The sequence below is a fragment of the Psychrobacter sp. JCM 18901 genome, from assembly GCF_000586435.1.
Taxonomy (GTDB): domain Bacteria; phylum Pseudomonadota; class Gammaproteobacteria; order Pseudomonadales; family Moraxellaceae; genus Psychrobacter.
In genome coordinates, this window is the sequence record NZ_BAWH01000009.1 from 61,571 (window position 1) to 83,895 (window position 22,325).

The following is a 22,325-nucleotide window of genomic DNA, read 5'->3' on the forward strand; positions in this document are numbered from 1 at the left end:
CACCATTTGCCCTGCCAAACGTAAAATCACTGTAACGTAACCATTGTTGACTGTTTATTGCCCAATGATAACTATGAGTATGCAAAACGTTTGTTTTTGATATTTTACTCAGGTATTATCAAAAGGTTTATAGGCCGTCACGTCTCGTGGCTGTCTGTTATTCTGCTATCTATATTGCTTGTCTGGCAGGGACGTCAGAGAACAAAATATCAGAACCCTAAGTCAGAAAATCCTGTCAAAAACTTATGTAAAACCCATCAGAATTTAAGGAACGTATGATGTCGAATTCTCGCCTATTGTGGTCATCGATGACCGTTACTGCTGCATTGATGTTGAGCGCTTGTAGCCAACCTGCCGATGAAACTACCGATGCCAACGCTGACGCCCCTGCAGCAGAAACCACTGGTAAAACCATTCGTATCGCTACCGAAGGCGCTTACCCTCCATTCAACTACACCAATGCTGACGGCAGCTTGGCAGGTTTTGATATCGATGTTGCCAATGCCTTGTGTGATCAAATGCAAGCCAAGTGTGAAATCGTTGCACAGGATTGGGACGGTATTATCCCAGGTCTATTGGCACAAAAATATGATGCCGTGATTGCAGGTATGTCTATCACCGCTGAGCGTCAAGAAAAAGTTGATTTCAGCGAGCCGTACTTTGCCAATACGATGGTATGGTTGACCAATACGGATGGTGGTTTTGATCCTATGGCGATTAAAGATGCAACGCTTGGTGGTCAACGTTCTACTACGCCAGGTGCTTATCTACAGGATAATTACGAAGGCAAAGAAGGCAACACAGTTCAGTTGTATGACAACTATGACAATGCCTATCTAGATCTAAAATCTGGTCGTAGCGATGCGGTATTGGCTGAAAAAGTTTCTGCCAAATCATGGTTAGCAGAAAATGCAGCGGGCTTCGGTATCGTTGGTGATGAAATTGATAACGATGACAATATTGCCATTGCTGTACGTAAAGGTGACTCACTCAAAGCTGACTTTGACAAAGCATTGAGCGAGATCCGTAGTAACGGTGAGCTTGCACGTCTTGAGCAAATGAACTTTGGTCGATAATGAATCACTGAAGATTTATGCTTAAAACAAGTAACGTTTGATGCGAGTAATGCTAAAACTGGGCATTTTTCAAATAAACGGTGTTTATAAGCATAAATCAGCAAGCAGTGATTGACGATATAGCTGGTAAATATATTAAGGAATAAAACTTATGACAATTTCAATGACATCATCAATGAGCAAAAAAGTATTGTGGCTAGCACCGCTTAGCGCAGCAGTGCTAATGCTGGCAGGTTGTAACAATAGCTCAGCACCAGCAGAAAATGCTGAAGCTGATACCGCTACTGAAGCGCCTTTAAATATCAAAATTGCGACAGAATCAAGCTACAAGCTTTCAGTTACACTGATGCAGATGGCAAGCTGATTGGTTACGAGATTGAGCTGGTTGACGCACTATGTGCACAAATGAAAGCTGAGTGTGAAGTCATCTCTCAAGATTGGGATGGTTTGATTCCAGGCTTAACGCACAGAAGTTTGATGCAGCTATCGCAGGTATGTCGATCACGCCTGAGCGTAAAGAAGTGGTTGATTTCAGTGACCCTTACTTCCATAGCGGTATCATCTTGATCGGCAAAAAAGGTGATGACTTAAGTGTTGAGTCACTAACAGGTCTACCAATTGCCTCACAGCGCTCAACTGTTGCCTCTCAGTACCTACAAGACGAGCATGCAGATGCTGATATCAAGTTATATGATACGCAAGACAATGCTTATCTAGATCTAACCTCAGGTCGCGTGCGCGGTATGATGTCTGACAAAGTCACAGGCATTGACTGGTTAAAAACAGATGCAGGCAAAGGCTACGAAGTTAAAGGTGAAGAAATCAGCACCAATGATGACGCAATGGGTATTGCATTCCGTAAAGGCGATCCGTTAGTTGCTAAGTTCAATGCAGCATTGGCTGAGCTAAAAGACAACGGCACCTATGATCAAATCACGGGTAGCTACTTTGGTACTAGCTCAACGGCTGCAGCACAAAAAGCGGTGGCAACAACTGATAGTGTCGAAGAAGTAATGGTCACTGAAGAAGAGCCAGCTAACTAATACGATATCTAGCAGTTTGACTGCTGTTGTTTGAAAACGTGTTGTTTACTCAAGAAGAAACCAAGGATGATCATGAGCAACCATTGTGCCCCAATATGTGCCATGACTGGCAAATCTAACATTACTGTAGCCAGTCGTCTGTCTATGTCATTGTTTGCACTAGCGACGGCCTTTACCGTTGCTGGCTGTAGCAATAGTCAAGAGAGTGCCGCTGATACCAATCCAGAGGCTACCGAAACAACGGCAGCCTCTACAGGTGATGTATTACGCATCGGTACAGAAGGGGCCTATGCACCTTTTAACTATACCAATGCCGATGGGACACTGGGTGGTTTTGATGTTGAGATAGCAAATGCACTTTGTGCGGATATGCAGGTGACTTGTGAGATTGTGGCGCAAGATTGGGACGGTATTATCCCTGGTCTAAAAGCGGGTAAGTACGATGCAATCGTGGCCGCGATGTCCGTTACTCCAGAGCGTTCGCAGCAGGTGAGCTTTACCGATCCGTACTTTAGCAATGCCTTGGTCTTTTGGCCAAAAAGACAGCAGCTTTGACCCTAGTAACAACAGCGATATCGACTCGCATTCTATTGCTGCACAGCGTTCAACCATTTCATCGCAGTGGCTAGAAGACACGTATCCAAAAGCCGATATGAAGCTTTATGATACGTTGAGCAATGCGTTTTTGGATCTCGGTTCAAAACGTGTCGATGCGATGATTTCTGATAAGCTGCCTGCGATAGAATGGCTGAGCTCAAATGCTGGTAGCAAATATGCGCTAAAAGGTGATGAGATCGATATCAATGATAATTTTGCGATAGCAGTACGCCCAGGCGATCCGCTACAAGCAAAGATCAATCAGTCTCTTGCTAATATAAAAGCTAATGGTACTTACGATAAAATCAATCAAAAGTACTTTGCGGTGCCAGCGTCTGCAACGAGCACAGTTGATGAAGACGCAAATACAGGCACAGATACAAATACTGCCGACCAACCAGCGACAGAAAACGTTAGTTAATAGCGAATAGCTAATAGTAGTCAAAGACAGCAGTCAAAAAAATCGTGTTTTGATCAATAAAAGGATATCGCCTTCATGGTGATATCCTTTTTTTATTTGTCGTTATAGCAACGAATATACATAATAGCCGCCTATCAATTTTGCTCAAATTTAGTCGGCTGATTGTATGTATCTAGAGGCAAGTGTCTGTTTAAGTACGGTTTAGGCGCAGCTTTTACGCGTCAGTATTAACATCACGGCGAGTGAATATGATAAAATCAGCGCTCATTTCTACTGTGTCAATTATCGCAGCGTTAATCGTATTCTTCTGACGTCATTTTTTGATGCCGACCATCCCTATTGATTTGGTATAAAATACGGTGTTTCGCCGCGTTCAGCTATTGATGCTGATTCTTTTAACTCATATTTTGCAAATTGCTAATATAAAGAGACTGAGTGGATAATCGTGTTTGACTTACAAGGATTTGGCGCGCTTTTATTAAGCGGCGCTACCGTCACCATACAGCTAGCTGTGACCAGTTTGATCATTGGTCTGGCTTTAGGCTTGCTCGGCGCAACCGCAAAGATGTCCAATATCTGGTTGCTGCGTAAACTTGCGACTGTCTATACTGCGACGATGCGCGGTATTCCTGAGCTGCTATTGGTGCTCTTTATTTATTATGGCGGCTCTATCTTATTGATGAGCATCCTCAAAAAGTTCGGCTATAACGACTATGTCGAGATTAGCGCTTTTTGGGGTGGTGTCATGGCACTGTCTATTGCTTTTGGTGCGTATGCGACTGAGATTTTTCGCATGTCCATTCAAGAGATTCCAGTAGGGCAGCGAGAGGCTGCGCAAGCGATTGGTATGCGTCCTTTTCAGACTTTTTATCGCATCACGTTGCCGCAAGTGTGGCAGATTGCTTTGCCAGGTTTGGGTAATTTGTTTTTGGTACTACTCAAAGATACCGCATTGGTATCGGTCGTGGGTCTCAAGGACATCATGTATCAGTCATCGCGTGCGGCACAGTCTACACAGCAGCCGTTTACCTTTTATATGGCAGCAGCGATTATTTATTTGGGTCTGACCATGTTGATTACTGGCTTTATGATGTGGCTTGAGTGGCGCGCTAATCCTGCGGCACGCTATGCCAAAAAGATAAGCCGTCAATCCACTCACAGTCAATCGACCATAGGGTAGAGGAGAGATACTATGGATTGGAATTGGCAGGTCATTTTTGACATATCCCTGATTTACTAGGCGGCGCGGTATTGACCGTACAGTTGGTCTTGTTTTCAGGTGTGATTGGATTGCTGTTTGGTTTGGTGTTGGCGTTGTTACGACTGTCTAAGAATTGGGTGGTACAGATACTACCGTTTCTGTATATTTTCTTTTTCCGTGGTACGCCGCTATTGGTACAGATATTCCTGATTTATTACGGTTTAGGTCAATTTGAGGCCGTACGCGAGTCGTTCTTGTGGGAGCCGGTACTTAGCCAAGCATATTGGTGTGCCATCATCGCCTTTACCCTGAATACCAGTGCTTATCTGGCAGAGATTATAGCGGTGCGATTCAGACGATTCCTATTGGAGAGCTTGAAGCTGCTGATGCGCTTGGCATGTCAAAATGGCAAAAGCTAACACGGGTTACGTTGCCGCGCGCATTTGGTATTGTGATTCCAGCGTACAGTAACGAAGTTATCTTTATGCTAAAAGGTAGTGCGCTAGCTTCGACTATTGCATTGATGGATATCACAGGTGTCGCTCGTACGATTAGCGCGCGTACCTATACCTTGATGGAGCTATTTTTTTGCTGCTGGTATCGTCTATCTATTGCTGTCGTGGGTCATTTTGTTTAGCTTTAGAATGTTTGAAAAACGTATGAACCGTCATGCCAGTTATGTACCACCAGATGTCGTGACTAATACGATTCCATAGTTAGCAGTTAGCAGTTAGCAGTTAGCAGTTAGCAGTTAGCAACTAAAAATCGTCAAAGTCACTGTAGACAATATAGTATGGACTGCTGATAAAATAGCCATCATTCACAGGGAGAGTTTAGTATGAGCCAATCGCCACATGAGTCATTAGCGAACGCCATTGCAGCTGGTGTCAATGCCGAGCAGGGCGCTATCAATCATAATGAAAGATTGCGTACTTCTATTGGTAAAGTTGTCTGCGTCGGTCGCAACTATGCGGCACATGCTGCAGAGTTGGGCAATGAAGTACCAACCACGCCGATACTGTTTATGAAGCCTGCGTCTTCAGTGGTCTCTATCCGTGGTGATGTGGTTCGTCCAAGTCCAGAGTTATTTGGCGAGACTCACTACGAGGCCGAGCTATGTATTCAGTTATCAGCTGACTTATCTATGGCGACAATTGAGCAGGCTCAGCAAGCGATTGGTGGCGTGACATTGGGACTGGATTTGACCTTGCGTGACTTGCAAAGCAAGCTAAAAGAAAAAGGTCATCCGTGGGAGCGTGCTAAGTGTTTTGACGGAGCTTGCGTCCTTGCTGATTGGCTCGACCACAAGCGTTTGGCAATCTGCAGAGTATACAGTATCAGCTGTTTATCAATGACAAGTTAACGCAAGATGGCGATAGTGCCTTAATGCTATTTCCTGTCTATGAATTGCTGGTCAATATCAGTCACGCCTTTAGCTTGCAAGCAGGGGATGTAATTATGACTGGTACGCCAAGCGGCGTTGGTGTGTTGCAAGCAGGCGATCAGCTTAAACTAAAACTGGGTGCTCATGAGTGGGTATCACAAATACAGTAAGCTTGATTGCAATAACAAACGCATATTAAAAACCCCGAGCAATTGCTTGGGGTTTTTGCTTTTAAGCTTTTATATTTATTTTTTTAAGTTCACTAACTGCAAAACAATGCTAACTATTTAATCATTCTATTTTTCAATAATCATTAGTACAGTCGAATGTCATCAGTTTGTCACCTATTGTTCAGCGTGCTGTCATAAAGGTTGAGTAGACTTAAGCGGAATTCGTATTTTTGTGGTCGTAATGATAAAGCCGCGATCAACTCTCTGCCAATCTAGCCTAATAGCAAGGTGACTGATAATGACATTATTGAACAATGAGCGAACGCTTGCCCACGAAGTGGTTGAAGACTCAAATCCTACTAATAATACTGACTTTCAGACGATTATCAATCGTCGATTGAACCGCCGTAGTATCTTAAAGGGTGGCACAGGGTTGACGGCTGCTGCGTTTTTTGGCGCATTACCTTTGGTCGGTTGTAGTGAAGACGATGATAGCAGTATTGTTGGTAATAACGATAATGCCGCTATCCCTGCACAAGGTGATCTAAAGCGTCCTGATACCCTAAAGTTTGAAGCAGTCGCGCATTCAACAGCTGATACGATGACCGTAGCAGCGGGCTACAAGGCAGAGATGATATTACCGCTGGGTACACCGCTGAACTCTGGTATCGAGGACTGGAAAGACAATCGTGAGCAATCAGCAGAGTCGTTTGAATGGCGTATGGGTGACAACCATGATGGAATGTGGTTCTTTGGCAAAAATGGTAACGCTTACGATGCTAAAGCGTCAGAAAATAGCTTGCTAGTCATGAACCATGAATACGTTAATAGCAGTGAGCTTAGCCCATTTGGCTATTACGTCACTCAAGATAACGATGCTGCGCCTATCTTTCAAAACCGCCGTCTCGCGAGCGATGTACGCCGTGAAGTCAACTGTCATGGCGTCTCGGTGGTTGAGTTAACTCGCCGTGCAGATGGTATGGGTTATGAGATGGTACCTGATTCTAAATACAATCGTCGCATTACCAGTAGTACAACAGCACAATTGGCTGGCCCTGTGGCAGGCTCTGCTCTGGTCAAGACCAAGTTTGATCCAACAGGCTATCAGACCCGCGGCATCAATAATAACTGCGGCGCAGGTCTGTCACCGTGGGGTACTTATCTGACTACCGAAGAGAACTTCTTGGGTGTGTTTGCCCGTGGACAAGATGCCAGTCAATTGAGCGCTGGTGATAACTATGCGCGCGAGCGCTACGGTGCGGTGGAGGACTTCCCAGGTTGGGAGTATCTATGGCATACCCCAGAGGCAAAGGATGCAAGATAGCAGACGAGTTCTCACGCTGGGATATGACCGCTGTCGGTGCCAGTGCTGCTGAAGATTATCGCTATGGCTTTAACACTTTTGGTTATATTACTGAGATTGACCCATTTGACCAAAACTCTATACCGCAGAAACGCACTGCACTGGGCCGATTTGCTCATGAAAACTGTGCGTATGCTCCTGTCGAGCAAGGTAAGCCAGTGGTATTCTATATGGGTGATGACGCCCGAGGTGAGTACATTTATAAGTTTGTCTCCAAAGCGATGTGGTCAAACTCGGACATAGGTGGCGGACTAAAAGCAGGTGACAAATATCTGAATGACGGCACGCTATATGTGGCGGTATTTAACGAAGACGGTAGCGGTGAGTGGAAAGCTCTCGTCCACGGTCAAAACGGACTGGATGCTTTTAATAGTGTACTGCCATTCAATGGACAAGATGAAGTATTGGTCTTTGCCCGTGCAGCTGCCGATGCTGCTGGTGCTACCAAAATGGATCGACCTGAATGGGTATCGGTCAGCCCTATGACGGGTGATGTCTACGTGACATTGACCAATAATAAATATCGCGGCGTACGTGACGACCAGCCTGTCTCAGCTTCCAATCCGCGTAGCTATCAGTCAAGCGGAAAAGCGCTTGGTAATGATAATGGTCACATTATTCGCTGGGCAGAAGCGGGCGGCGACCATGCCGCAACGAGCTTCGAATGGGACATTTATCTGTTTGGTGCGCCAAGTGATTTATCAGCAGAAAACCTCTCTCAATTAAATGACAATAATGACTTCTCTTCACCTGATGGGCTATATTTCGACCCACGCGGTGTCTTATGGATTCAGACAGACGACGGCGCTTATACCGATACCAGTAGCTGTATGTTGCTCGCGGCTCTACCGGGTAAGGTCAGTGATGGAACGATGACGACCACATCGGCAGGGCAGTCAACCCGAGTCGGCACATCTGCTAGCAATGACAATATCAAACGATTCTTTGTTGGTCCTGAAGGATGCGAAGTAACAGGTATCACCATGGCACCAGATTTTAAGACGCTGTTTATCAACATCCAGCATCCGGGCAACACATGGGGCGCTGTCACTGGCGGCAGTATTCCTCGCTCAGCGACTGTGATGATTACTCGCGAGGATGGTGATGTCATACTGGCAGAATCATTCGATACAGCTGATAGCACTACATAGATAGATAAGCTGTAGGCCTATATTAGGCACAACCAAAATGCTCACAACCATAAAAATCCCAAGTTAAGGCTTGGGATTTTTTTTATTATCATATTGATTTGATGGCTAACAAGACCGTTTATCAGTAATCTGGCTCTGCTAGTCGTCATCCCGCTCTAAAGTCAAACCATTTACTTCTATTTGCTGCAGTTACAGGATAATATAGACCATTACTTTTCTCGCTGAATGTGCAAATATTATGAGCAGTTCAAAGGTGTTTTATAACGACAGTGTTAGTGACAGCGACGCTCAAAATGATAGCAGCTATACTCGTACTCATCATGAGCTCGACGCGCATTTTGTCCCAGATGCGAGTGTGCCGCTACATAGTCATCTATATGAGCAAATCGACCAACTCGAAGCCATCGATATGGATGAGCTGGTCAAGCTACTAGCAGATTCGGATGACAGTGATGAAATCAACAAAACACCTGTGTCTTTGGCTGATTTTTTTGAAGGATTGGCGCAGCTTGCCACCATGGGTGTGGTTGAGATTACAGAAATCGTAGAAGCCATTCACCGTGAAGTTATCTTGCGTCCGCTAGGTCGCTTCAATGACAAACATTTAAATAAATGGTCGCGCGGATTTACTGGACGTATCTATGGCACGATACGTCATGTCATGCAAATGGTCGGTAATAATCTGGCGTCTGTACTACGCATATACAAAAACCTGATTCTCCAAAAGTCAGTGCAGCCACTACCAGACTCACTAAAAAAACTGGTCAATGTACTCAATGGTGTCATGGGTGACCATCTTGTCAACAATCAAAATGCGCTCGCCATTCCGATGATGCTATACACTCAAGACGGCAAACCACAGAATGAAGTGCTATCAGGCCGTATCGCTATTTTGTGCCATGGTCTATGCATGAGTCATTTGAGCTGGCAAGCCCAAGCGGATAATGATTTAGGCGAGGCCATTCATGTCAGCCAGCCTGATACCACGGTGTTATATTTGGATTACAACACAGGTCGCCGTATCTCGCGTAGCGCCGTAAGTCTCTCAATTGCTACAAGCGCTGGTCGCTGACAACCCAAATATCAGTCAGATAGATCTGGTCGGACATAGTATGGGCGGTTTGGTCTCTCGCAGTGCACTGTTCTATGGTGAGCAAGATCGCCTAGACTGGATCAAGCGCGTGGGCAATCTCATCACGCTAGGTTCGCCGCATCATGGGGCAGTCCTTGAGCGTATCGGTAATTATGTGCAAGACGTCATTGCCAAGCTACCGTTTGCAGGCTCACTGGCCAAGCTCGGTGATATACGCAGTGCCGGTATTATCGATCTGCGTCATGGCAGTATTCGTGATGCAGATTGGAAAGCATTAGAAGGACGTAGCGTACTACCACAAGACTTTCGCCATCCTGCACGGTTACCAAGTGGTATCAAAACTTACTTTGTCGCCAGTGCGTTGCTTGAGACGCATTATGACTCTAAGGTAACGGATCTGCTAGGAGACAGTTTGGTATCAGTGGCTTCAGCGTTGGGTGAAGATGACGCTGAGCATGCTTTGTTTGTGCCAGATGGTCACAAAGCCATATTTTATGGCGTCAATCATATGAACTTGATTCATAGTAGACGAGTGCGAGAGCAGGTTGTTGAATGGCTACTTGATAATGGTCGCAGTGACTATGCTGGACGTCCGCGCATACACTCTTATCCTAGAAGTTTAGATGTAGCGGTGTAGTGATTTAATGATAAAAACAAAACCCCTCAAGCATCACACTTGAGGGTTTTTTTATAAAGGCTGATTTATAGTAAGTAAGAAACTTACTCAGCAAATATCGCTGCTACATCATCTTTATTAAACTTATAGACTTCACCGCAGAATCCGCAATCCATCTCAAACGTCCCGCCTTGCTCTTCGACGATATCTAACGCTTCTGCTTCGCCGATTTGCTCGATTGCCATTTCACACTTCTCGCGTGAGCAAGTGCAACCAAATGATAGAGGGGCAGGCTCAGGTGCCACGATGTTTTCTTCGTGATACAAGCGATAGAGTATTTCGTTAGCATCCAGTGTCGTTAGCTCTTCTGGTTTGACCGTGCGTGTCAATACAGACAAGCGTGTCCATAAATCATCGTCGATACCCGCGTCTTGGTTTTGCTCAACTTCAGACGTTTCTTCAGCAGTACGCGGTAGCATTTGCACCAAGATACCACCAGCTTGCAGGCCGTCAGATGCCAAGTTAATCAACGTTGGAATCTGGGCTGATTGCTTTTGATAATGTGCTAAGCAGTCCGCTAGATTGTCGTGGCTACGCTCAACGATACCTTGGTATGCTCACCGCCATCAGGCTGAATATTGATAAACAATACGCCTTGTCCCATCGCACCAAGTTCAGCAAACGCTTCTTTGGCATGGATCATATTGTCCCACGCTTGTACTTGCTCATCCGTCTCACCTTTCCAGCTAGCAAGCGCACGAATGATACCGTCTTGATCGCATTCTGCCATCGCCCAGTTTAGTAAGCTGTCACTGTCTGACGACTGCAACTGAATAGATAGGCGACCATTGATTTTGACCGTACTGATTAGCAAACTTGCTGCGGTTAGCATCTCACCCAATAAGCGTTTGATAGCTTCAGGGTAGGGCTTTTGTGCAATCGTGCTCGCATAGCTGCGTGATAGGCGTACCACATCACCGCGCACTGGAGAGTCTTCAACGAAGAAACGTTGGCGAATGTCGTTACTGCCATGGTTGCCAGTAGTTTGGCTGTCCGTATTTGGGACTTGGATATCTTGAGTCATAAGTCATTTGTAGTATAGAGAAGTTGTTTGCTTTATGGGGATTGCTGCCAATTTATCAATCTCACTTAGTAGACTGTTTTGACGATTATAAGCAGCAAAGGTTAATAACGAGCTTAAAAAAACCAAGCAGCTGTTTGTACAAAGCTCTGAGTAGATAGCCGCTATGAGCCATCAATTTATAGTTAGAATATAAATATATTCATAAATATGTACTCTCTCAAAAAAAATCACCCTCTACTGCAAATTTGTTGTACAGTAACATTAAGTTGCATTGTGATAAACAACAGCAACAACCGTACGGATGCGGGGCAGTCGGGTCAATCAGACCTATGTCGTCCAAGCACTCACTCAATCTTGCGATAAAAGGATGTATTTCATGACATACTCATTTTCCAAACCGTTGACTTTAGCTGCTGTTATGGCATTAGGCTTAGCGGGATGTAACAACAGTAGCCAAACCAGCACTGATGCGCCAGCAGATGATGCAACGACGACCGAAGCCACGACCAACGGTACGCTACAGAAAATCAAAGACTCTGGCACTATCGTTGTCGGTCACCGTGATTCCTCTATTCCTTTCTCTTATATCGCTGATGATCCTAACCAACCGATTGGCTATGCTCACGACTTGGAAATGAAAGTGGTTGAAGCCGTTAAGCAAAAGCTAAATATGCCAGACCTCAACGTTCGCTATAACCTAATCACTTCGCAGACTCGTATCCCATTGGTACAAAACGGCACGGTAGATTTTGAGTGTGGCTCAACCACCAATAACGAAGAACGTCAAAAGCAAGTCGCATTCTCTAATGGCTTCTTTGAAATTGGCACGCGTCTGTTGACCAAAAAAAAGACTCTGGTATTCAAGATTTTGAAGACCTAAAAGGCAAAACCCTAGTAACGACAGCAGGTACGACTTCAGAGCGTTATATCCGTCAGTATAACGATGATAATAAAATGGATACCAATATCATCTCAGCAAAAGATCATGGCGAAGGCTTCCTAATGCTAGAAAATGGCCGCGCTGATGCCTTTATGATGGATGATGTGCTGCTTGCTGGCGAAAAAGCCAAAGCAAAAAAATCCTGATGAATGGGTCATCGTCGGTACGCCGCAATCGTTTGAAATCTATGGTTGTATGATGCGTAAAGATGACCCTGAATTCAAAGCTGTGGTCGATGAAGCACTTGCTAATGTGTTTAGCTCAGGCGAAATCAATAGCATTTATGACAAGTGGTTCTTGAACCCAATCCCACCAAAGAACGTCAATCTAAACTTTGAGATGTCAGACAACTTAAAGGCCTTGATTGCCAATCCGCATGACAGCGCTCAGCCTAAAGAAGCAGCAGCGCAGTAACGCTCATTGTCCCTCAACATAGCTTGCCTATACGTTCAGATAGCCAGTAATTTTATTTGACGTATAGGCTTATCAATCGTTGCTCGGAGAGACAACCATGAATTATAGCTGGAACTGGGGTGTGCTCTTTGAGCAGACTGGTATTGGCAACGAGCTCTATATCCATTGGATGATCACTGGTCTTGGCTGGCTGCTATTGATTGGCAGTATCGCATGGGTCATTGCGATGGTCGTCGGTACTATTTTCGGTATCATGCGTACTTTGCCCAACAAGACTGCTCGTGCAATCGGTACGGCTTATGTGACATTTTTTTCGTAATATTCCACTGCTTGTTCAACTGTTCTTTTGGTTTTATATCGCCCCTGGCTGGCTCACGCCGACGATACAAGAATGGTGGTATAAGGATTTGTCTCCGAATACCTCAGCCATGTTGTCAGCCAGTATTGGTCTTGGCCTATTTACCGCTGCTCGTATCGTGGAACAGGTACGGACAGGTATTGAGTCATTACCAGATGGACAGATTAATGCGGCCTATGCATTAGGGTTTAGCATTCCACAAGTCTATAAAGAAGTACTGCTACCGCAAGCATTTCGTATTATCTTGCCACCGCTCAGCTCTGAGCTGACTAACTGCTTTAAAAACGCCTCTGTGGCCTCGCTAGTGGGGGTAATGGAGCTGATTAGCCAAACCAAAACCATCAGCGAATATACTCAAAATAGTATCGAGATATATACTTATGCGACGATTATTTACTTGGTTTTCAATTTATCCTTAATCGCTATTATGGGATTGATTGAACGTAAATTGCGTGTGCCTGGGCTTATTGCGGGAGGTCAGAAATGAATATGACCGAATTGGCAACAGCCTATCCTGGTTTGATGGGTGGCATGCTTACCACCTTAAAAGTGCTGTTTTTGGCTATTTTAGGCGGTATCAGTTTAGGAACTGTACTGGCATTGATGCGCTTGTCAGGTATCAAAGCGCTTGAGATTCCAGCCAAACTATACGTCAATTACTTCCGCTCCGTGCCGCTGCTATTGGTATTACTGTGGTTCTACTTCGCTGTACCGATGATTTATCTTTGGGTAGCGGGTAAGTACCTGCAACTCGATGCTGCGTTTGCCTCTTGTGTGGTCGCATTTATGATGTTTGAGGCCGCTTATTTCTCAGAAGTAGTGCGTGCTGGTATTCAATCGATTGGTAGCGGGCAGGTCAATGCGGCAAAAGCGCTCGGCATGACTTATGGGCAGACCATGCGTCTGGTCATCTTGCCACAAGCCTTTCGTAAGATGCTGCCATTGATTTTGCAGCAGTGTATTATTTTATTCCAAGATACGACGCTGGTATTTGCGATTGGTTTGACCGACTTTTTCCGCGCAGCCTACGTTCGCGGTGAGCTAATGGGCTTACTCACGCCGTATATCCTAGGTGCTGGTGCTGTCTACTTTGTGATTAGCTTAAGTGCTTCTATAGGCGTGCAACAATTACAGAAGCGTTTGCGGTTTTAATATAGCTATTTTAATACGGCTATCGCTTGCGCTTTTGAGTGTTAAGAGCTTGAGTATTTGATTTACCTTTTTTTAATAATGATTATCGAAAATAATGTGGTTAGGAGCCAGTGATGAGCAATGCTGATACGTACTTAAATGCCTTTGGCGGGCTGGTTACCAATAGTGGTCATGCTAGTGATGAGATGGTCATTGAGATATCTAATGTCAGTAAATGGTATGGAGACTTTCAAGTACTGACTGACTGCACCGCGCATGTACATAAAGGTGATGTCGTTGTTGTTTGTGGTCCATCGGGTAGTGGTAAATCAACCTTGATTAAGACGGTGAATGGACTTGAGCCTTTTCAAAAGGGTGACATCATGGTCAATGGTATCTCTGTCGGTGATCCAAAGACCAACTTGCCCAAGTTACGTAGCCGTGTCGGCATGGTGTTTCAGCATTTTGAGTTGTTTCCACATTTAACTATTATTGATAATTTGACTGTGGCACAAATCAAAGTGTTGGGCCGTAAAGAGTCTGAGGCCAAACAAAAAGCGATGGCCTATCTCGACCGTGTTGGCCTAACGGTACAAGCGGCGAAATATCCAGCAGAACTCTCTGGTGGTCAGCAGCAGCGTGTTGCGATTGCACGAGCGTTGGCCATGGATCCAGTCGCAATGCTATTCGATGAACCAACCTCCGCGCTTGATCCTGAGATGATTCAAGAGGTGCTAGATGTGATGGTCGAGCTGACTCGTGATGGTATGACTATGATGTGCGTGACACATGAGATGGGCTTTGCCAGTCAGGTGGCCAATCGTATTATCTTTATGGATGAAGGACATATCGTAGAAAACTGTAGTAAGGATGAGTTTTTTGAAGGCGCGAAAAGTGACCGTGCGCAGATGTTTTTATCGAAGATTTTAAATCATTAAATACATTTTGATTTACGATTGTTTATAGCAGTGTTTCTAAGATAAAGACATGTTCTAAAGCTTATTTTTCTTTCCACTACTAATAATTATACAAAGCGCTATTAAAGGCAGTTAAACGCTATCTTTAATAGGGCGCTTTGTATTGAGCTTTTTTTTGTATAACTATTTGAAAAACGATTTAGAGCCTATGATGTTTACTCTCAAGGTATTTAAATAAGATAGCTTTGAGACTATAAAGCTGCTGAAAATAGAGCGGGAATAGTCGCAGGATTAGAGAAATCGCAAACGGCAAAGGTAGATGAAATGGTTCATCTGATTAATCAAACAAGTTTGAAAAGATAGTAGTCATAATATAGATGAGTTTAATTTAATTTAACGTTATTAACTTAATTAGGATTGAATATGACGCTAAAACGAACCGTCGGCATACTACTATTCAATGAAGTAGAAGTATTGGATTTTGCAGGGCCCTTTGAGGTGTTTTCGTTGGCTGAAAATGCTGCCCCTGCTAATGATGATAAGCATTTTAAGGTTATCACTATTGCCGAGAACCAAGCAACGATATCCGCTAGGAATGGTCTGCAAGTCATTCCTGACTATAGTTTTGCCAATCATCCAGACATTGATGTATTAATCGTCCCCGGTGGATACGGTGCTGAAAAAACAGAAATATATAATAAGGTAGTAATTGATTGGATTATCACTCAAGCAATTTTGGCAGAGCTGACGCTTTCAGTGTGTACGGGAGCATTGCTATTGGCTAAGGCAGGTTTGCTAGCTGGTAAGTCAGCAACCACGCACTGGATGGATTTGGATAATTTAGCATCCTATCCTGATATCGATGTGATCTCGCATACGCGTTTTGTAGATACCAGTGATGATACTGGTAATATTGTCACATCAGCGGGGATAAGTGCAGGCATCCATGCAAGTCTATACTGTATAGAAAAATTAATAGATAGTGAAACCATGCGTGCAACAGCACATCGCATGGAGTTCGATATTGACTAAGTGAATTGTTAGATAGGTGAGTGAATGGCTGTTTACTGATACAATAGCGGTCAATATTTTTGATAATTAAAATAATTCATAAACCATATTGGAGTTTGTATGAGCGTAGAAAATTCATCTGTAGCATCGAGCACAGCATCAAAAAAAGGTGTGGTTATTATTGGTGCAGGACTGGCAGGCTGGCATGTTATTGATGCTATTCGTGCCAAAGACACAGAGATTCTCATCACACTAATCACGGCTGATAGTGGCGACCGTTATCATAAGCCGATGTTGACGATGGCAATCAGCCAAAACAAACGCGCATCAGATTTGGTACGGGCATCTGGTAGCGAAGCGGCGAACACAGCAGAAGTGACGTTGCTAGCCAACACACAAGTGACAGATATCGATTCAGTGAGCCAAACTGTACAGGTGCGCTCTACTGCACAGTCAGATGATGCGCTGACGACTATCGGCTATGAGAAAATGGTGCTAGCGATGGGCGCGCATCCTATCTTCCCTAAAAGTCTGCCGCAAGATTTGGTCTGGCATGTCAATCACATCGAGCGTTTTAGTCAGCTACAAGAAAAGCTAGCAACAGGTAGCCAACATATTGCGATCGTTGGTGCTGGTATGGTGGGTACAGAAATCGCAGAAGACCTGCTTAAAGCTGGTCATAAAGTAACGCTTATTGATTTAAATGATGCACCGCTTTCACAGATGCTACCAGCCAAAGCGACCGCACGTATAGCCAAAGCAATCGAGTCGCAAGGTATTCAATTCTTAGGTGGTTATCAAGTATCAGCTGTCACTCGTGTTGGCAGTAACGACGACGACAGCGACGATGCTGAGAAGCTACAAGTGGACTATGCACGTTATCATCGGATGCAGATAATACTGATACTCAGCCGCTCGAACCACTGATTGTAGATCATGTGATTGCCAGTACAGGTCTGACAGTCGATGAGCAATTACCTGCTGCGGCTGGTGTAGAATTCGATCGCCGTACGGGTATCGTGGTGGATGCAACGACGTTGCGTACCAATGCAGCGAATATCTATGCCATCGGTGACTGTATGTCTATCAATGGGGTGGCTTGTCGTTACGTTGCGCCATTACGCGCGCAGGCTGCGACTATCGCTGATGATATCTTAGGTCACGAGCATAGTGGCTATGATCATAAACCACCAATGATCCGCCTAAAAAAATAAAGCCATCTCTGTGATGGTGACGGGCGTACCGCAAGCAGCAGGTAATTGGCAAGTGAAGACTGAGAGTGATGATGAGCTAATCATGGATTTGCTCGATGATAATGAAGCCGTTAGCGCAACAGTAACGATTAAAGCGCCTGCAGTTCCTAAAGCATAACGATTGCAATACCGTTTTTTGAAAAACTAATAAAGGACATCATTTATAAGTGATGTCCTTTATTAGATGCTTTCCAGAAAATTCAGTTAAACGACAGTGTTGATGATCGAGCCAGCCCATTACTTATAATGTGGCTGGCTTTTTTTGTGTCAAAAACTTGCCATGATTCTATGTTACCTTTTACTAAGTAGAAACGCAGACTGACTAATTAAATGATACATACTGTATTGATATTGTTGACAGGCTTTCATTGATGGCGTTATAGTAGCTGAATGCTATGTAAGACCTGCCCAAGGAAGAAGGTTTGCACGCAGGCTATCAATAAGTGCTATTTATAAATAATATAAAAAGTAAAACGAAAGGACTCGTTATGACTCAAACTCCTGATCTCGATTCGACTCGCGTTGACTTCGACACTATTTTAAACAACATTCCTAGTATCAATATGGCGCACGCTCAGCCAATGCACCACTTACTCAAAGCTATGATAAAGGTCCTGATGTACCGCTGATTGAAGCGACAATCGGTGACTTTTTTTTGATGCTATTGTTTCCAAATATCCTGAGCGCGAAGCACTGGTCGTTCGTCATCAAAATATCCGCTGGACATATCGTGAGCTACAGCAGCAAGTGAATCAGCTAGCCAGTAGCATGATTGAGATGGGACTAGAGATTGGCGATCGTATCGGTATCTGGTCACACAACAATGCTGAATGGTTGCTCATGCAATTGGCCACGGCAAAAGTCGGCGTTATCCTCGTTAATATCAATCCTGCCTATCGTACTTTTGAGTTGCAATATGCGTTAAATAAACTTGGCTGCTCAGCACTCGTCCTTATGCGCCATTTTAAAAGCAGTGATTATGCGCAGCTGATTCGTGAGCTTTGTCCTGAGATTTATCATAAAGATTACACCCAATTGGATTTGGTTGAGATTCCAACCATTGAACGTATTATTTGGATTGATGAGCCAGACTCTGATGAAGAATTTAACTTTATGCAGAGGTTTTCGGCATGGATGGCGGAAGCGATGCCAATGATCCACGCGTCGCCGAGCGTCAAGCGCAGCTTAAAAACACCGACGCGATTAATGTGCAATTTACCAGTGGTACGACTGGCACGCCAAAAGGTGCGACCTTAAGCCACCGTAATATTTTAAATAACGGCTATTTTATCGGTGAGGCCATGAATCTCACTGAGGAAGATAGACTGTGTATTCCTGTGCCTTTATATCATTGCTTTGGTATGGTGCTTGGAAACTTAGCGATTTTGACCCATGGCGGTTGTATCATTTATCCGAACGATGGTTTTGAGCCATTGTCCGTCTTGCAAGCGGTTGAAGAAGAGAAATGTACGGCTTTGCATGGCGTACCGACGATGTTTATCGCCGAGCTTGACCATCCTGAATTTGATAAATTTGATTTATCGACCTTGCGGACTGGCATTATGGCCGGCTCTAGCTGCCCGATTGAGGTCATGCGTCGCGTCATCGATAAGATGCACATGAAAGAGGTTACCATTGCTTACGGCATGACGGAGACCAGTCCGGTTTCTTGTCAGACCAATGAGCATACGCCATTAGAGAAACAAGTATCAACGGTTGGGCTTGTGCAGCCTGCGCTTGAAGTCAAAGTCGTCGATACCGAAACGGGCGAGATTGTACCTTTAGGGGAAACCGGCGAGCTGCTAACGCGTGGTTATTCGGTGATGAAAGGCTATTGGGGCAGTCGCTTTAAAACTCGTGAAGCGATACAAGACGGCTGGATGCATACCGGTGACTTGGCCACAATGGATGAAGATGGCTACGTCAAAATTGTCGGGCGTAGTAAAGACATGGTGATTCGCGGCGGTGAAAATATCTATCCGGTAGAAATTGAAAATTACCTTTATCGTCATCCAAAGATTCGTGATGTGCAAATCGTGGGTATACCGACGAGCGTTATGGTGAAGTGCTGGCAGCGTGGATTATTCCGAAAGAGCCTGGCTGCTTGACTGAACAGGAAGTACGCGAGTTCTGTAGCGAGCATATCGCTCATTATAAAGTGCCGACTTACTATCGCTTTGTGACTGAATATCCAATGACCATCACTGGTAAAATTCAAAAATATAAAATCATTGAGCAAATGAAAGAAGAGCTGGGTTTGTAGTAAGCTTACTTATCTGCTCTAAAAAAACAAAAGACTAACCATATTCATTTCACTATAAAAGTATTACAGCGTTAACCTCGCTTGAAGTATCACACATACATCTGCACTCGGTTGCCTTGTACTACTTTTAAATTGAATCGACTATATGTGAGCAACGCTTAAAAATAGTACTTAGTATGATTTATATAAAAAGCTACTCACATCTACGTATCTATCTATGTATAAGAAAAAAAGGGATATCATGAGCGCTATCATAACCAGTAAACTGAGTCCAAACTCAAGCGATTTTCAGCAAAACAGTGCCGCGATGCAAGAGATAGTCGATGACCTGTATGTACACTTGCGTAAAGTTGCCCAAGGTGGCTCAGAGCGCGCACGAGCCAAGCATTTAGCGCGTGGCAAGCTGTTACCACGTGAGCGCGTCGAGCGTTTATTGGATGTAGGTACACCGTTCCTAGAAGTGGCACCAATGGCCGCACATGATATGTATGGCGAAGAGATTCCAGCGGCTGGCGTAATTGCAGGTATTGGCCGTATCAATGGCATCGAGTGTATGATTGTCTGTAATGATGCCACGGTAAAAGGCGGCACGTACTACCCAATGACGGTCAAAAAGCATCTACGTGCCCAAGAGATTGCTCAAGAAAATCATCTGCCGTGCGTTTATCTGGTTGATTCAGGTGGGGCTAATTTACCGAACCAAGATGATGTGTTCCCGGATAAAGAACATTTCGGCCGTATCTTCTTTAATCAAGCCAATCTGAGTGCAGCAGGCATTCCGCAAATTGCCGTGGTTATGGGCAGCTGTACGGCTGGCGGTGCGTATGTGCCTGCTATGAGCGATGAGTCTATTATTGTCAAAGAGCAAGGCACTATTTTTTTTGGGTGGTCCGCCACTGGTTAAAGCAGCAACGGGTGAAGAGGTCACGGCAGAAGACTTGGGCGGCGGTGATGTACATACCCGACTTTCAGGCGTGGTTGATCATCTAGCGCAGAATGATACGCATGCACTATCGATTGCCCGTAATATCGTCAGTCACCTAAATCGCCCTGCAAAAAAATATTCCTAATCAAATCACACCACGTCCGCCGCGTTACGATGCCAAAGAACTCTATGGTGTGATTCCAACAGACAAGCGCAAGCCGTTTGATATCAGAGAAATCATCGCGCGTATCGTTGATGACAGTGCTTTTGATGAGTTTAAAGCACGCTTTGGTACGACGCTGGTCTGTGGATTTGCTCATATCGAAGGGATGCCTGTTGGTATTATTGCCAATAACGGTATCTTGTTCAGTGAGTCAGCGCAAAAAGGTACGCACTTCATCGAACTGTGCTGTAAGCGCAAAATCCCATTAGTATTCCTGCAGAACATTACTGGCTTTATGGTGGGTCGTAAATACGAGAACGAAGGGATCGCTCGTCATGGCGCCAAGATGGTAATGGCAGTGGCCAATGCCAAAGTGCCAAAATTCACGGTCATCGTCGGTGGCTCGTTCGGCGCTGGTAACTACGGTATGTGTGGCCGCGCTTATAGCCCGCGTTTCCTATGGATGTGGCCAAATGCGCGTATCTCTGTCATGGGCGGCGAGCAAGCAGCTTCAGTATTGGCAACGGTCAAACGTGATAATTTTGATCGCAAAGGTGAAGCGTGGAGCGACGAAGACGAAGCCGCATTTAAAGCGCCAATACGTGAGATGTATGAAGAGCAAGGTCATCCGTATTATGCTACCGCACGTATGTGGGATGACGGCGTAATTGATCCTGCTGATACGCGCAATGTATTGGCTTTAGGACTAAGCGCGGCATATAACGCGCCGATTGAAGAGACGACTTTTGGGGTCTTTAGAATGTAAGCGTTCTAAGGTCTTCTCATAATAAACGACTACTGCGTTAACCTCATTTGAAGTATGGTTTGTACATTTACGTTTAGTCTTTGTACTTGGTTTCCTTGTATTAACATTATTATGGATTGACCAAGAGTTTGTTTGAGTATTTACATAAAAAAATATAGAGAAAGTTATGCAAAAAGATAGTGATAAAAATTATAAAAGCCTACTGGTTAAAGTGGAGCAGCACGTGGCGACAGTGACGTTAAATCGTCCTGAGATACGTAATGCATTTAATGATGAAATGATAGCCGAGCTAACCGATGCATTCAGTACGCTTGGTGCTGATGATGAGGTACGTGTCATTGTGCTAGCCGCTGCTGGCAAAGCGTTTTGTGCAGGCGCTGACCTTAATTGGATGCGTGCCATGGCGGATTATAGCTATGAAGAGAATCTAGCGGATGCTGATAAATTGGCGCAAATGCTTAAGACTATTTATGAATGTCCTAAGCCAACAGTCGCGGCTATTCAAGGCGATGTTTATGCAGGTGGCATGGGTTTAGTTGCTGTTTGTGATGTGGCTATCGCCGTTAAGATTGCTAATTTCTGCCTCAGTGAAGTGCGTTTGGGCTTAGCCCCTGCCACTATCAGTCCTTATGTTATCCGAGCGCTAGGTGCTAGAGCGTCGCAGCGTTATTTCTTAAGTGCTGAAGTATTTGATGCTAAAAAGGCGCGTCAGCTTGGTTTTATCCATGAGCGTGTTAGCGAAGAGTGGCTAGGCGATGAAGTGGCTGCGTTCTGTAATAAGGTCGTCAAAAATAGCCCTGATGCAGTCAAAACCTGCAAGCAGCTATTACATGATGTCGCTGGTGCGCCTATTACAGATGAGCTGATTGCTGATACGGTCAAAGGTATCGCTGATATCCGCTCATCAAAGCAAGGCCGCGAGGGGGTGCAAGCGTTTTTGCAAAAGCGTAAACCTGATTGGCTGACAGCAGACTAACTAGTAGCA

General features: G+C 44.7%; 11 protein-coding genes and 10 pseudogenes. 20 read left to right on the top strand and 1 reads right to left on the bottom strand.

Features of this window, described 5'->3' with window-relative positions; genetic code table 11:
• Positions 1–275 precede the first annotated feature (275 nt).
• The 9 genes and pseudogenes from TT11_RS08345 to TT11_RS08390 all read left to right on the top strand — a co-directional run bounded on the left by TT11_RS08345 (position 276) and on the right by TT11_RS08390 (position 10,136).
• Entirely contained in the window at positions 276–1,076 is an 801-nt protein-coding gene (locus TT11_RS08345) for a transporter substrate-binding domain-containing protein (RefSeq protein ID WP_261870007.1), read from the top strand.
• A gap of 151 nt (positions 1,077–1,227) precedes the next feature.
• Positions 1,228–2,119, top strand: a pseudogene (locus TT11_RS08355) (transporter substrate-binding domain-containing protein).
• 102 nt (positions 2,120–2,221) lie between these two features.
• Positions 2,222–3,137 (top strand): annotated as a pseudogene (locus tag TT11_RS08360) (ABC transporter substrate-binding protein).
• A 445-nt stretch (positions 3,138–3,582) separates the two neighbouring features.
• The gene (locus TT11_RS08365; protein ID WP_057758316.1) at positions 3,583–4,317 is read left to right on the top strand and encodes an ABC transporter permease; all 735 of its coding nucleotides are present in this window, start codon (positions 3,583–3,585) and stop codon (positions 4,315–4,317) included.
• A 12-nt stretch (positions 4,318–4,329) separates the two neighbouring features.
• Positions 4,330–5,054, top strand: a pseudogene (locus tag TT11_RS08370) (ABC transporter permease).
• A 209-nt stretch (positions 5,055–5,263) separates the two neighbouring features.
• Positions 5,264–5,892, top strand: a pseudogene (locus tag TT11_RS08375) (fumarylacetoacetate hydrolase family protein).
• Between the two features lie 298 nt (positions 5,893–6,190).
• A pseudogene (locus TT11_RS08380) lies at positions 6,191–8,406 on the top strand (PhoX family phosphatase).
• Between the two features lie 238 nt (positions 8,407–8,644).
• On the top strand, positions 8,645–9,478 hold the full coding sequence (locus tag TT11_RS08385; RefSeq protein WP_261870009.1) for a hypothetical protein: 834 nt from the start codon (positions 8,645–8,647) through the stop codon (positions 9,476–9,478).
• Complete coding sequence (locus TT11_RS08390) at positions 9,456–10,136, top strand: GPI inositol-deacylase (protein ID WP_261870011.1); 681 nt, start codon at positions 9,456–9,458, stop codon at positions 10,134–10,136. Before TT11_RS08385 ends, TT11_RS08390 begins: the two co-directional genes overlap by 23 nt.
• A gap of 83 nt (positions 10,137–10,219) precedes the next feature.
• On the opposite strand, the pseudogene TT11_RS08395 reads toward TT11_RS08390, so the two are convergent.
• A pseudogene (locus tag TT11_RS08395) lies at positions 10,220–11,199 on the bottom strand (Hsp33 family molecular chaperone HslO).
• Between the two features lie 376 nt (positions 11,200–11,575).
• On the opposite strand from TT11_RS08395, the pseudogene TT11_RS08400 reads away from it, so the two are divergent.
• The 11 genes and pseudogenes from TT11_RS08400 (at position 11,576) to TT11_RS08450 (ending at position 22,316) form a co-directional block, all read left to right on the top strand.
• Positions 11,576–12,553: pseudogene (locus tag TT11_RS08400) on the top strand (glutamate/aspartate ABC transporter substrate-binding protein).
• Between the two features lie 97 nt (positions 12,554–12,650).
• Positions 12,651–13,398: pseudogene (locus TT11_RS08405) on the top strand (amino acid ABC transporter permease).
• A complete protein-coding gene (locus TT11_RS08410) occupies positions 13,395–14,063 on the top strand; it encodes an ABC transporter permease subunit (RefSeq protein WP_101205580.1) in 669 nt (222 codons plus the stop codon). Before TT11_RS08405 ends, TT11_RS08410 begins: the two are co-directional and overlap by 4 nt.
• Positions 14,064–14,248: 185 nt before the next feature.
• Positions 14,249–14,980, top strand: a complete 732-nt coding sequence (locus tag TT11_RS08415; protein WP_057762314.1) for an amino acid ABC transporter ATP-binding protein — start codon at positions 14,249–14,251, stop codon at positions 14,978–14,980.
• A 402-nt stretch (positions 14,981–15,382) separates the two neighbouring features.
• A complete protein-coding gene (locus tag TT11_RS08420; protein ID WP_261870012.1) occupies positions 15,383–15,991 on the top strand; it encodes a DJ-1/PfpI family protein in 609 nt (202 codons plus the stop codon).
• Between the two features lie 99 nt (positions 15,992–16,090).
• Positions 16,091–16,897 carry an FAD-dependent oxidoreductase gene (locus tag TT11_RS08425; protein WP_261870014.1) on the top strand — a complete coding sequence of 269 codons (807 nt, stop codon included), beginning with the start codon at positions 16,091–16,093 and terminating at the stop codon, positions 16,895–16,897.
• Positions 16,898–16,908: 11 nt separating this feature from the next.
• Positions 16,909–17,184: an FAD-dependent oxidoreductase gene (locus tag TT11_RS08430; protein WP_261870016.1), complete on the top strand. Its 276-nt coding sequence runs from the start codon at positions 16,909–16,911 to the stop codon at positions 17,182–17,184.
• Positions 17,185–17,194: 10 nt separating this feature from the next.
• A complete protein-coding gene (locus tag TT11_RS08435) occupies positions 17,195–17,341 on the top strand; it encodes a hypothetical protein (RefSeq protein ID WP_261870018.1) in 147 nt (48 codons plus the stop codon).
• Between the two features lie 370 nt (positions 17,342–17,711).
• Positions 17,712–19,486, top strand: a pseudogene (locus tag TT11_RS08440) (AMP-binding protein).
• Between the two features lie 241 nt (positions 19,487–19,727).
• Positions 19,728–21,340: pseudogene (locus TT11_RS08445) on the top strand (carboxyl transferase domain-containing protein).
• 166 nt (positions 21,341–21,506) lie between these two features.
• A complete protein-coding gene (locus TT11_RS08450) occupies positions 21,507–22,316 on the top strand; it encodes an enoyl-CoA hydratase/isomerase family protein (protein ID WP_261870019.1) in 810 nt (269 codons plus the stop codon).
• Positions 22,317–22,325 lie beyond the last annotated feature (9 nt).

What these genes read in the sequence shown, in the direction of transcription:
- TT11_RS08345 (WP_261870007.1), top strand. Translation starts at nt 276, where the DNA reads ATGATGTCGAATTCTCGCCTATTGTGGTCATCGATGACCGTTACTGCT.
- TT11_RS08385 (WP_261870009.1), top strand. Translation starts at nt 8,645, where the DNA reads ATGAGCAGTTCAAAGGTGTTTTATAACGACAGTGTTAGTGACAGCGAC.
- TT11_RS08410 (WP_101205580.1), top strand. Translation starts at nt 13,395, where the DNA reads ATGAATATGACCGAATTGGCAACAGCCTATCCTGGTTTGATGGGTGGC.
- TT11_RS08415 (WP_057762314.1), top strand. Translation starts at nt 14,249, where the DNA reads ATGGTCATTGAGATATCTAATGTCAGTAAATGGTATGGAGACTTTCAA.
- TT11_RS08420 (WP_261870012.1), top strand. Translation starts at nt 15,383, where the DNA reads ATGACGCTAAAACGAACCGTCGGCATACTACTATTCAATGAAGTAGAA.
- TT11_RS08425 (WP_261870014.1), top strand. Translation starts at nt 16,091, where the DNA reads ATGAGCGTAGAAAATTCATCTGTAGCATCGAGCACAGCATCAAAAAAA.
- TT11_RS08450 (WP_261870019.1), top strand. Translation starts at nt 21,507, where the DNA reads ATGCAAAAAGATAGTGATAAAAATTATAAAAGCCTACTGGTTAAAGTG.